This is a genomic window from Leptothoe spongobia TAU-MAC 1115 (assembly GCF_018739885.1).
Taxonomy (GTDB): Bacteria; Cyanobacteriota; Cyanobacteriia; order Phormidesmidales; family Phormidesmidaceae; genus Leptothoe; species Leptothoe spongobia.
On record NZ_JADOES010000038.1, the window covers coordinates 41,464 to 53,095 of the forward strand.

The 11,632-nt window shown below is 47.7% G+C and carries 9 protein-coding genes and 1 other RNA gene; 4 read left to right on the top strand and 6 right to left on the bottom strand.

Features of this window, described 5'->3' with window-relative positions; genetic code table 11:
* Nucleotides 1-29 precede the first annotated feature (29 nt).
* Nucleotides 30-218 carry a chlorophyll a/b-binding protein gene (locus tag IXB50_RS17030; protein WP_326520827.1) on the top strand — a complete coding sequence of 63 codons (189 nt, stop codon included), beginning with the start codon at nucleotides 30-32 and terminating at the stop codon, nucleotides 216-218.
* Nucleotides 219-344: 126 nt separating this feature from the next.
* Here IXB50_RS17030 and IXB50_RS17035 read toward each other — a convergent pair whose 3' ends face one another.
* A complete protein-coding gene (locus IXB50_RS17035) occupies nucleotides 345-656 on the bottom strand; it encodes a hypothetical protein (protein WP_215610188.1) in 312 nt (103 codons plus the stop codon).
* A gap of 153 nt (nucleotides 657-809) precedes the next feature.
* On the opposite strand from IXB50_RS17035, the gene IXB50_RS17040 reads away from it, so the two are divergent.
* Nucleotides 810-1,664 carry an ABC transporter ATP-binding protein gene (locus IXB50_RS17040; protein WP_215610189.1) on the top strand — a complete coding sequence of 285 codons (855 nt, stop codon included), beginning with the start codon at nucleotides 810-812 and terminating at the stop codon, nucleotides 1,662-1,664.
* Between the two features lie 87 nt (nucleotides 1,665-1,751).
* On the opposite strand, the gene IXB50_RS17045 is transcribed toward IXB50_RS17040, so the two are convergent.
* A complete protein-coding gene (locus IXB50_RS17045) occupies nucleotides 1,752-2,174 on the bottom strand; it encodes a hypothetical protein (RefSeq protein WP_215610190.1) in 423 nt (140 codons plus the stop codon).
* Between the two features lie 382 nt (nucleotides 2,175-2,556).
* On the opposite strand from IXB50_RS17045, the gene ssrA reads away from it, so the two are divergent.
* Nucleotides 2,557-2,948, top strand: a transfer-messenger RNA (tmRNA) gene (ssrA, locus tag IXB50_RS17050).
* Between the two features lie 844 nt (nucleotides 2,949-3,792).
* Here the strand turns inward: ssrA and IXB50_RS17055 are convergent.
* The 3 genes from IXB50_RS17055 to hemJ all read right to left on the bottom strand — a co-directional run bounded on the left by IXB50_RS17055 (nucleotide 3,793) and on the right by hemJ (nucleotide 9,079).
* Nucleotides 3,793-6,306 carry a CHAT domain-containing protein gene (locus IXB50_RS17055; RefSeq protein ID WP_215610191.1) on the bottom strand — a complete coding sequence of 838 codons (2,514 nt, stop codon included), beginning with the start codon at nucleotides 6,304-6,306 and terminating at the stop codon, nucleotides 3,793-3,795.
* Nucleotides 6,307-6,586: 280 nt separating this feature from the next.
* Nucleotides 6,587-8,386, bottom strand: a complete 1,800-nt coding sequence (gene ggt, locus IXB50_RS17060) for a gamma-glutamyltransferase (RefSeq protein WP_215610192.1) — start codon at nucleotides 8,384-8,386, stop codon at nucleotides 6,587-6,589.
* A 99-nt stretch (nucleotides 8,387-8,485) separates the two neighbouring features.
* A complete protein-coding gene (gene hemJ / locus IXB50_RS17065; RefSeq protein ID WP_215610193.1) occupies nucleotides 8,486-9,079 on the bottom strand; it encodes a protoporphyrinogen oxidase HemJ in 594 nt (197 codons plus the stop codon).
* 175 nt (nucleotides 9,080-9,254) lie between these two features.
* Here hemJ and menB point away from each other — a divergent pair, with 175 nt between their 5' ends.
* Entirely contained in the window at nucleotides 9,255-10,088 is an 834-nt protein-coding gene (gene menB / locus IXB50_RS17070; RefSeq protein ID WP_215610194.1) for a 1,4-dihydroxy-2-naphthoyl-CoA synthase, read from the top strand.
* Between the two features lie 37 nt (nucleotides 10,089-10,125).
* On the opposite strand, the gene IXB50_RS17075 is transcribed toward menB, so the two are convergent.
* The gene (locus IXB50_RS17075; protein WP_215610195.1) at nucleotides 10,126-11,487 is read right to left on the bottom strand and encodes a cytochrome c biogenesis protein; all 1,362 of its coding nucleotides are present in this window, start codon (nucleotides 11,485-11,487) and stop codon (nucleotides 10,126-10,128) included.
* Between the last annotated feature and the right edge of the window lie 145 nt (nucleotides 11,488-11,632).

Consider the following 11,632-nt stretch of genomic DNA (forward strand, 5'->3'; position numbering starts at 1 on the left):
TCAAAAAAATATGTTTAACATTTAGTTACATAGGTGTTACCCACCTTAACGTTTCGTTTGAAGGATTTCGAATCATGGCAGAAGATAAAGCAAAGTTTGGCTTCACTCAGATTGCTGAAAACTGGAATGGTCGTCTGGCTATGCTAGGTTTCATCATCGGTCTTGCGACTGAGCTAATGACGGGTCAAGGTATCCTTTCCCAAATTGGCATCATGTAGGCCCAGTAAGCATTAGATATAGTTAGAACGGAAAATTCTCCAATCTCAGTAGCATCATTTTTCCGTACGGTCAAAGCATAATGATGGGACAAGCTGCGGCTTGTCCTTTTTTATAGCAAACCAAACTTACTCCTCTGCTTGTGGCTCACTCCAAGTCGCCACGGTCTTCAGTTCTGACGGAATCATATGTTCAGGATGAAACTCCAGCGTGGTCTCCCGATATCCCAAGTAACCTGACTCGGTAAACGACATCAGCATGCGGGCTAACGCAATCCACACTGTTTCGTCAAATTCCCAATCTTTGTAAAACCCGGCCCGATCAGCAATAGACTTCAGTGCCCAAAAATAACTATTACGCACCATCGACCCCTGCTTTTTGTAAGGAGGCACATCATCCTGATGAATAAATAAAACTTGGTTGCGGATCTTTGCTCTCATGGGCATCAATGTTTTACAACTATATCCATATTCGAACTATGTCTAGCGTTGCTGATCACCGGTATGATCTGAGCTGTAAGGAGCTGATTTTGAAGCCTTTATCCAGATTGGCAACTTTCCCAATATCAACAACAGTACTTTTCTAAAACTTCTATGGTGGCGGCTGTTTGCCTGCGAAACGTTCACAAAGTCTATAACAACACCTGTGTGGTTAACGATCTCTCGTTGACGATTCAACCGGGTGAAATCTTCGGCCTACTTGGACCAAACGGCGCGGGAAAATCCACCACAATTCGCATGCTTACCACCCTGACTCGTGCCACTCAAGGTGACATCGTGGTTTCTGGGTATGACGTTTATCGTCAAAAGGCGGAGGTACGTCGTCAGATTGGCGTGGTACTCCAGCAAACTAGCGTCGATGGCGATCTATCTGTCTGGGAAAATATGGAATTCCACGGCAGAATGCACCACATCCCGAATCCTCAGCGTCAGCAAAATATTGATCAATGGCTAGCTTATGTGGAGCTAGCTGAACGCCGTGATGACAAGGTCAAAACCCTATCAGGCGGAATGAAGCGTCGCTTACAGATTGCTCGCGCCCTGCTACACCAGCCAAAAATTCTTTTTTTAGACGAACCAACGGTAGGTTTGGATCCGCAAACGCGTCGCCGCCTCTGGGAGATCATTCTGGATCTAAATAAGCACAAGGGTATGACTATGCTGCTGACCACCCATTATATGGAAGAGGTGGAGTATTTATGCGATCGCATTGGCATCATGGATCAAGGGCAGTTAATTGAGATGGGGACATTGGAGGAGTTAAGATCGAATCATGGTGAAGGCATCGTCATGCGAAAAACTGACGACCGCTGGAGCTACACCTTTTTTCCCACCCTGCAGGATGCCAATCAGTTTCTCGAGCAGCAATCCGACAAAACTGGGATGATGACCCGCCCTTCAAATTTAGAGGATATTTTTGTCGAGCTGACTGGACATAATTTAGATTAGCCTAGCCAAACGCCCTAAAAACATTAGGGGCGCTGCATGCAGCGCCCCTAATAAATAAAATCAGATTAATCACAATTAATCCATCAATTAATCCAAATAACCCATTAGTGCCGCTGCATCCTCATCAATATCATTGGATGCAATAGGACGGTTACCAGGCAAAGTCTCAAGGTCAGAAACTACTAATGTGCTAACAGCAACAGGACGATGACCGGGCAAATGATCAGTGCTAGCAATTTCAAAGTTATCAGCCATGACCGGACGAACTCCAGCCGAGGACAGATTATGAACAACCTCCACATCACTAACCGTAATGGGGCGATTGTTTGGCAGCGTATCGGTTTCAACAACGCGAGTGTTGTCCTCTAGCACAATGATTTCATTTTTCTCAGCCTTAACAATGCCACCGCTCTTAGCTGCGGAAGACGTTGAGGACTTTTTGCGAGTGCTACTCGAAGAAGTGGACTCTTGAGTTGCCGCTTTAGTGGTTTCCGCTGCGTCGCTGCTCATAACCTTATAACCCCTAGTACTAATTGAAGTAATGCCTACGCGGCATGCATGCCTATGGCACTCATCTGCGACCCGTGATCCAGTCGTGCTCACAACCTATAGCCAGCACCGACTACCACCAGGAACACCTGTAAATTACCGGGGGCAAACCCACGAAATATCAAGGCATTTCGAATGCTTAGGCAATACAAATGTCTAAATAATTATAAGTTAAAAAACAACCTCTTTAGTTTATTAAAGCTAATCAGTCCCATAAAACCCAATACTTTACAAAAGCCTAAGACTTAGAAATATTTCTCCCTGAGAATCGGCATTTCCTAAATTGCAGGCTACAATAATAAACACTCCATACAGCTAGCCCTAAGCTATTGGATAGTAACAAGGGGCTGTAACGGTTTCGACGTTTTGACGAAAGTCGCGTTGTGATGCAGGTCGAGAGCGAGTCCACTCTCGGAAATCAAGACTCAACTAAATACAGATGCAAACAACATCGTACCTTTTGCTCGTAAGCAAGTAGCTGTAGCTGCCGCTTAAAAACCTCTCTTAGGTTCGAGCGCTTATCACCTGACTCCGTTAAGGGTGATAAGCCTAACCCCAACGGATGCGTTAGGTTGATTTCTCTGGTGAGAAGCCTAACAAAGACCTTTACCAGAGCATCCTACGTTCGGGATAATGAACGGCTCCCGCCTTGAGGGTTAGATAGGCTAAACCTGTGAATGAGTGGCGCGTTATTACTCAGGGCGGACACGGGTTCGACTCCCGTCAGCTCCATTTCAATAACCATAGTTAAATCTAAAGACACCTCAAATATGGGGTGTTTAATTTTTGCTACGCGATTCCCTAAATCCTATTTTTAAGAGCTATATTCGTGGACCGACTATGCCACTGGTACTGACAACTAGACTGTCAGTATTAATCACCTGATCTAATAGAAACCACTATTGTTTTTCTTTAAGCTGAGTGAAGTATTTTTCCAACTTTAGAACAAGATTAGTTGTCAAAAACTAAGGTGTTTATACTGAAGGAGAAATCCTTCTACGTCGAAGATTATAGATGTAAGAAAATTTGAATTATTAGCCTTGATATAGGTTTAAAAATAGTGTTTTGAGCACTTGATCGGCAGTCATCAATCATAGGTGAGTGATCGGGTTTAGACACAATAACGTTTACTTGCGACCGCCTTGAGCTAACGCTTCTGTTTGTTTTGCTGAGTCCCTTGAAAATGAAATTCCCATTTTGGCAATATCTTCAACAACCGGTGTTTAGCCGGGATTATAAAACCGTCTTCAGCCCATTTAAATTTTGGCAAAATCACACTCTACAACATCTAGAGCGGTGCTGGGAAAAAGAGTACCGTCAACCAGGAAAACTAAACTAAATATTGTTCAAAGAGATCGCAATATATGTTTGATTTATAACATTCCTGATTGACTCTTTGTTAAGGGTTTCTAACAAAGATATGTTACTTAATAAAGCTAAAGGCATCGATTAACTGGTTTAATCGATGCCTTTATTTTCAATACTTATTGTCTAATACGAAATTCTGAAGGCATCCACACGCGGCTTAATTTATACCGAGTAGTCGCACCATCAGCCAACTAGTTCAATCTTCGATAAACTAATTTGCCTGACTCAAATAGTTTTCAATCTTCGTACGGGCTTGATTCCAATCTGCTAATGCTCGCTCAGACCACAACCAATGGACTGATATATCAGAAATAGGCACCTCCTCTTCCTCAGCAGTCTTCATAACAGCCTGCCAGTAATCTGCAGCAACCGCTAACAAGGGTCGTTGGTCACTATCCGTCAGCCCGATCTCAGACTCCTGATAATAGGCCATGGCCAATCCAAGTTGAGCATGGAGCGTCATCGGTGCATTTTGAATATCTGCACCTGGCAGATCGTCGTGAAGTGACAGAATGGGGATACCATAAGCCTCACCCGTATCAAGGGCATCTTCCCAAATAGCAATTGCATCCTGAAAATTGCCCTGTTCGTAGTAGGCAAAACCTAACGCAACTTGAGCATCGATCCAGTTGGCTTTGACATCCAGGGCATCTTGCCAGGATCTGGCAGCCTCAGACGGCCCAATGCTGTTATCAACAAAGGAACTTTGGTTCATCAGATCCCACTGCAGTTGTCCTTTAGAAAACAGCAGTGTGGGATCATCAATAGTCCCTAGTTCAAGAATGCGATCAAGTGCCTGATTTTGCTCACCTTGAGCAGCCATTGCAGTCAGGGTCACAACAGCCTGCTCAGGGTTACCGCTAACGATACCAGCAGTTTCGGGGATATCTGGAGGCGTATTTGAGGTCCTGGTAGGGTTGGTCGTTAGGGCTGGCTGGGATAACAAGTTCAACGGATCATTAATCGCCACCCCCGCTAAGGCCACTAAGACCAAAGCCCCCATCCCCATGACTACTTGTCGATTTCGTCGCCTAGCAATAGGCTTCGAGGGTTGAGTAGCAGGAGCGTCAACCACATTAGGGACATCGTGATGATCGTCATAAATCGTCGCACCATCACCATCCGTCTCAGTCGACGGAACAGGACTTTGGGGAAGCGGATCCAGTTCCAGACCGGGGGTTTCTAAAGTCTCTGGTATCAATGACTCAGCAACATCCGTAGACGTGTCCTCATTAGATGTCGATGGCTGCTGGGATAGCTCCAGATCCTCCACCAATTTTGTCATCGTCGAGGCATCTTCTTCGTTGTAGATCAGGATTTCTTCTAACTCTAAGGTTTCTACAACGTTATCTAAATCAGCATCTTCTAAGGCAACACCAACATGGGCCTGAGGGTGCTGCTGTTCTTTATTGTTGCTAACAACCACAGACTGATCATCACGCAAAGCTTCTAGTGCCGATTCGGACTCACTGAGTAACTTATCAAGGGCACTATTATGATTTCCAGGTTTACTAGCAAGATAGCCATCAAACCCAGGCTGCATATATAAAATCGGCAGAGCCCAATAGCTATAGTGAGAACCATGGGCTGAGATCAGCCCCTGCCGGGTGCGATTAAGACACAGATCGATGGGGTTGCCCTGCTTTAGGTTCCGATAGAGCAGCTGGGTAAAGGTAATAGCCACATCATCGGGAATGCGTTCCGCCATGGCAATCACACCAGGAATACCACGGTTGACTAACGCATGGGCTAGATTCTGCTCATGCCAGCCAACTTCGGATGTTCCACCTTGGGCATAAGCGCCCCGACAAGAATTTAAAACCGCCAGTTTGACACCATTATTTGATAAAAGTCCGGCTAGATCTTCACCACTAATACGCTCGGTCAATCCAGTCTGACGACTAACGAGATACAGATCTCCACCTGCATTACCCAGGTTACTATGCCCGGCATAGTGTAAAACCTGATAGTTACCTTGCTCCAAAGCTTGAGTCAGTTCACCTCGCCCCGGCTGCTCTAAAACAGTCAGCTGGACATCCAACTGCTGCTTGGGCAGGATGTCGTAATCTCCTCCTGAACGCATCGAAACAGGGTGCAGTTCATTTTGGAGATGCTTGGCTTCACGAGCAAGTTCTAAACGATCTTGATCATTGGGAGCGGCGATCACCATTAACACCCGTAGGGGCTGTTCAAAGTCAGGAACTGTAGCTACCGGTCGGTCATAGCCTTGACGTCGATCTAAATGGTAGCGAGAAAAGGTGACGTCAGTTCCAGTTCCCAGAGGGCGGTCACCGGCATGGAGCACTTCCCAGGGCAATTTCTGTAACTTTTCTCCCTTTAACCCTAGGCGCAGCCGGAGGGGAGAGCGTCGATTTTGAGCAACCCCTTGGGCCGTCAACCAACTATCGCGCAAAGCTTTGTCAAATAAGCTATTGTAAAGGGCTTGCCCCAAACTCACTAAAGTGGGAAGCTGGCTGGCTGTATCCTCATCATCACTATGACCCGAACGATAGTTTGGCTTTGATGCCCAGCGTTGGCTTGACTCTCCCTTTAATATCCCGAGCAGAGGATCATGCATGAGTGTGGACGATTCATTCAGCCAATCGTCTATGGGCCAATAAAACTGTTCCTGAGCCAGGGGAACTCCGGGTGCAACCTGCTCCGTGCGCACCAAATATCGGTCATTGCCGACCGCTGTAATTGATATGTCAAATTCTTGGAGCACTGTTAGCAGATCGCGTTCCTATTACCGTTTTGTAATGAATCCTTACTCTTTCAGGCCTGGGACCCTCACTCTAGCTGTTTTTTCTAGTATCCCCAGTAAACCAGCATAATGCGTCTAAGCAGATACAGTTATCCCATAGATGCAGTTATCAGACTGTCCTATAGCTTTGAAGGGCATTGTCCCATGGGTCCATCAAGGTTTTATGAATTGTTGATCGTGACTATTTTAAGAGGTCCTATTTGTTGCGAAATTTAGCATTCACAGATGAATTCATCCGGCGTTAATGATTCTCAGCTGGATTCACGACCATGGCAGCACCACCTCCACGTCTGTTTGGCTCAGCCGCTGCCTGCATCTCACCATTAGGCCAAATCTCCAATCCTGTGGCGGCACCAATTTCATCCACTAGACGAAACTCATGACCTAGAGCGCTAAGGGCCTTGGTTTCATCCATCTCTTCTAAAGTCCGCTCAAGCAGGGTCGTATTAACATTGCGCTGGGACAGCCGAGGAGCGCTAATGGCCTGGGGTAGAGGCATGTCAAAGTCAAGCATGTTGGTAACTATACCAACCACAGTAGTGATAATGGTGGAACCACCAGGACTGCCCAAGGCAAGGATACGACCATTGGGGGTCAAGGCAATGGTGGGAGCCATGCTACTACGAGGGCGTTTGCCGGGTTCTGGCGCATTGGGATGGGGCAAGACGGTGTCAAAATCTGTCAGCTCGTTGTTGAGGATAAACCCGTAACCAGGGACAACCATACCGGAACCGCCCGTAGATTCAATAGTCAGGGTATAAGAAACTACGTTGCTATACTGATCCGCTGTGACCAGGTGGGTGGTGGATAAACCCTCTTGACTATTGCCAGCGGCTACTTGGGGCACTTGGGTCAAGCTAGGACTGGGATCGGTTTGGTAGGGCAGTGGATTGCCAGGGGTGATGCAGGGCTCAACAGCCTGTTTAGGGAGGGAAAAATTGGCGGTATAAGCGGGGCTAAGGAGACCCGTAACAGGAGCATCGATGTATTCAGGGTCACCTAGGTAGGTGTTGCGATCGCAAAATGCCAACCGCTCCGCCTCAATCACCTGATGTAGCGCTTCACTACGCTTCAAACTCCCCAGATCGCTACCTTCAAGAATACCTAACGTCTGGGCCACCGTAATCCCACCACTACTGGGCAATCCCATGCCATAGAACCGATAGCCCCGATAGTCACTCACCACCGGAGGGCGTACCCGCACCTCATAACGATCCAAATCACCTAAAGTCATCCCCCCAGGCTGTACCTTAAATGTGGGTTCATCCACTACCGGCGGTGCCTTTACAGTCTCCACAATCGCCTCAGAAATGTCACCCCGATAGAAACTATTCACGCCCTGGGTTGCCAGCAACCGATAGGTATTGGCCATGTCAGGATTTTTGAACGTTGACCCCACCTCAGGGGGTGCACCATTCGGTAAATACAGCTGACTAGTCGAAGTAAATGCCCCAAACCGCTCCTGGTTTCGCACCACCTGCTGAGCAAATGTGCCATCCACGGTAAATCCAGTCTCGGCCAGCTCAGTGGCTGGAGCCAGAGCCTCGGCCAAAGATAGAGTGCCATAACGGTCCAGAGCTGTCTGCCAATTTAAGGGGGTACCTGGCACACCTACAGCTAAACCGCTACTAATACGATTTGGGAAAAACGGTAAATTCCCCCCTGCCGGATCGTCTGGGTCACGAAATAAATCAGCCGTTACCGCGGCCGGAGCTTCTTCTCGACCATCCAAAGTAATCACCCGATCTTGATCGTGGAGGTAAATCATAATAAATCCTCCCCCACCAATACCCGCCGAGAACGGTTCCGTCACCCCTAGGGCCGCTGCCGTTGCCACAGCCGCATCGACAGCATTTCCACCCTGGCGTAGCACCTCGATCCCAATGCGACTGGCATCCACATCCACTGAGGCCACGGCTCCACCAACACCTTTAGATACAGGAACTTTATCCACCGTTTGGGCAATACCGACAAAAGCCGCCATCACCATCACTCCAATAGCACAAAGAATCGACAGAAGATATTGTGTTCTAAGTTTCATAGTCAATCTATGGCGATCCATTCCAAGCATGCTCCCCATCAAAAGAGGGTGGACAATGCCCACCCCCCATCTCCTTTCAGTGCCAAAATCTAGACAAATCTAGGATTGCAACACCTGTTCTTTACCAGTTGCTGCAGCTTCAGCCACCTCTCTTTCTTTATCCAAGCGACGCTTACGAGCATAGAGTTGGATCGTCGCCAAAAATGAAATGGTCAACGCCACAATCAGCCACGTGGTAGCCCCCGTAGGAAACTGCCCCTTGAAAATCACCAGCATGACAATGATTACAAGCAACAGCGTCGGCCCTTCATTAAACAAACGCAGGGTTTTACTGTTCCACTTACACTCGCCCGCTTCTAGCTGCTTGATCATGCGACCGCAGTAAAAGTGATAGAACAACAACAACCCGACAAACCCTAGCTTGGCATGCATCCAGCCCTGGTGTAGGTAGTCAGGCATGGTATATAACAGCCCAGCAGCCATGACCACCGTCAACACCATGGCCGGTGTTGTAATGATGTTGTACAACCGCTTTTCCATGATGGTGTACTGCTTTTTCAGAATGCTCTGGGCGGGTTCTATCTCCATCTCCGCTTCCACGTGATAGATAAACAACCGCGCCAGATAAAAAAGACCTGCAAACCAGGCTACAACACCAAAAATATGGAATGACTTAAACCAGTAATAGGCCATGGAATTTAACAGTTGGACTAAGACTTAATTTTTCTATGACGACTATTCTCCCGTAGATGCAAAGCTTTTGACTGGGTCCAGGGTGTTTTGTAACAGCCTTGTAATGATTGGCCGGACTCAACCCAACTGACATAATGTCTCTTGCATTCCATTCAAACTTTTCAGCGGACACACTATGCAAGTCGATTGGCAACCGGTCAAAACCTACGAAGACATCTTTTATCACAAGGCCAATGGCATCGCGAAAATCACTATCAATCGGCCCCACAAACGCAATGCCTTTCGTCCCAAAACCGTATTTGAACTGTACGAGGCCTTTTGCGATGCCCGCGAAGACACATCCATCGGCGTCGTACTGCTGACTGGGGCGGGTCCCCATACGGATGGGAAGTATGCCTTCTGTGCTGGTGGCGACCAGAGTGTGCGTGGGAAGGCGGGTTATGTCGGCGATGATGGCATTCCCCGATTGAACGTCCTCGATCTACAGCGACTGATTCGGTCCATGCCGAAGGTGGTAATTGCCCTGGTGGCAGGCTATGCCATCGGTGGTGGTCACGTGCTGCATCTAATTTGCGATCTGACCATTGCTGCTGACAATGCGATCTTTGGTCAGACGGGGCCTAAAGTAGGCAGCTTTGATGGTGGCTTTGGAGCTAGCTATCTCGCCCGCATTGTGGGTCAGAAAAAAGCGAGAGAAATCTGGTTTCTCTGTCGACAGTACGACGCTCAACAGGCGATGGATATGGGCCTAGTGAACCATATTGTCCCCATCAATCAGCTTGAAGCGGAAGGGATCCAATGGGCTCAGGAAGTCTTACAAAAGAGTCCTACAGCTATTCGTTGCCTCAAGTCAGCCTTTAATGCCGACTGCGATGGTCAGGCTGGATTGCAAGAGCTAGCAGGCAATGCGACTTTGCTTTACTACCTCACTGAGGAAGGTGCGGAGGGTAAACAGGCATTCTTAGAAAAGCGTCCGCCGGACTTTAGCCAGTATCCTTGGCTGCCTTAGCCCGACTGACACTAGCTCAACAGCTTTTCAATTGATATTAGGAAACTACTAAATCCTTTACCGGTTCAGATGCTGACTGAGCACTGAGCTCATCGAGTACAGCCACTAACTCTCGCTCAAAGACAACCTGGGCACGATTTGTACGTCCTCCCACATAGAGCTGATCGCCATCCTGCAACGCCCAAACTTGAGAGTGAGAAATGTAGCTCATTACCACTCCCAACATCAGCAAACCAAATCCCAAATAAACAATGGGTACACCTGGATCAGATTTAATCTGCAGTCCAGTACTACCAATGAGCTCAGCAACGGATAGAGTCACCCCATTTACATCCACCGACATACCCGCTCGCACAGTGGAAAGAAGCTCACCTTTCTCACTGTAAACCACCATAGTACCCTGGAGGTCTTTGGCTATCAGCGATACTCCCGTGCTCATGTCCGGCTTTGTCGGCACCCAAGTGCCCCAGAGTTTACCGCCATCCCCAGTATCAATCGCCGCCATAGGAAACTGCAAAATGGGACTATTGTTGACTTTCACTCGTACCCCGGCAATAGACCAATCAGCCTGATACATGGTGACATTGCGATAGCGCAGCGGCTCATTTACCCATACAGTTTTACGCTTGACTTCATCACCCTGGTCATCCAGGACCGACAGATCTGAGTAAAATTGCTCTACCCGCCCCTCGGGACTGTAGTCAATCCAAAATCGGTTGACCTTAACTGACCAGTCTTTGGGAATTTGGGGACCGGCCCAAGGGCCAGCATCAAAAACATTTTGCACGGTAAAGGTATTGCCACTGGGTACCATTTCCTGGGCAAAGAACCCAGTCATGGCACCGTACATGGCTCCCAAAAGAATAATCAGCATACTGGCATGAACCAAAATGGGACCGATCCGCCCTGACAACCCTTTATGGGCATAGAGCATGGTGCCATCTTTGTGGAAGGTTTTGTAGCGCTTACCTGCCAATAATTCAGTGAGCTGATCAATGGAACCCTTACTAATCTGGGTGCTCAGGGCCATTTTCCCAAACTGGCGAGGCTTACTGTAGAAATTCCAGGTGCGGGAAAACCATCGTAGGGCCGTAATCTGTCGGGTAAAGGTGCAGGCGGTCAGACTACTGCCAAACAGAATTAACAGTGACAGATACCACCAAGTACGATAAACATGGTCCAAACCTGCTGTAAGTAAAACTTTCCAGCTGAGAAAACCGAATAGGGCTGGCTCCTCGGGATAGTTCTGCTGATAAAAGTCTAATCCTTGCCCCTGCTCAATGACTGTGCCCAGGATGCTGAACACGGCGATGACTAGCAATAGAACAATTGCCAGCCGGAGGTCAGCCAGAAGTGGAATCAGGTCCTTTTTGAAATAGCGTTTGACAGCAAGCAGCATAGCAACCGGAGAAAGTCTTTATTGAGAAAATTTATTTTTGGGAAAAATATAGAAATGTAGGGTGGGCAGTGCCTGGGATGTTGGCTAAGCCTCTTTTACAATAGTGAAAGTTCATGCATTATAACTGTAAGCAGTTCGATTCCAA